Origin of the sequence: Mycobacterium sp. DBP42 (assembly GCF_005924235.1) — a bacterium.
In the GTDB taxonomy this organism is placed as follows: Bacteria; Actinomycetota; Actinomycetes; order Mycobacteriales; family Mycobacteriaceae; genus Mycobacterium; species Mycobacterium syngnathidarum.
In genome coordinates this window covers 1-392 of the sequence record NZ_VCMY01000123.1, presented here as the reverse complement: position 1 = coordinate 392, position 392 = coordinate 1, and the positions used below count along the sequence as shown (strand labels likewise).

The following is a 392-nucleotide window of genomic DNA, read 5'->3' as shown; positions in this document are numbered from 1 at the left end:
CTGCACTACTACGTGCGCACGGCGCCCGGGGCGAGCGAGCGCGGCGTGGTGGACTTCCTGCTCACGGCCGGGGCCATCGGCATCCTCTACAAGCAGAACGCCTCCATCAGCGGGGCGGAGGTCGGCTGCCAGGGCGAGGTCGGCGTCGCCTGCTCGATGGCGGCGGGCGCGCTCTGCGCGGCGCTGGGCGGCACGCCGGCCCAGGCGGAGAACGCGGCGGAGATCGGCATGGAGCACCACCTGGGCCTCACCTGCGACCCGGTCGGCGGGCTGGTGCAGATCCCGTGCATCGAGCGCAATGCCATCGCGTCCGTCAAGGCGATCAACGCGGCGCGCATGGCGCTGCACGGCGACGGCACGCACTTCGTGAGCCTGGACCAGGTCATCAAGAC

The 392-nt window shown here is 72.2% G+C and carries 1 protein-coding gene; it reads left to right on the top strand.

Annotation, left to right across the window (positions count from 1 at the left end; all coding sequences use genetic code 11):
* Positions 1-392, top strand: a 392-nt coding sequence (locus E0T84_RS31685; protein WP_212757752.1) for an L-serine ammonia-lyase, iron-sulfur-dependent, subunit alpha, incomplete at both ends; no start/stop codon positions are given.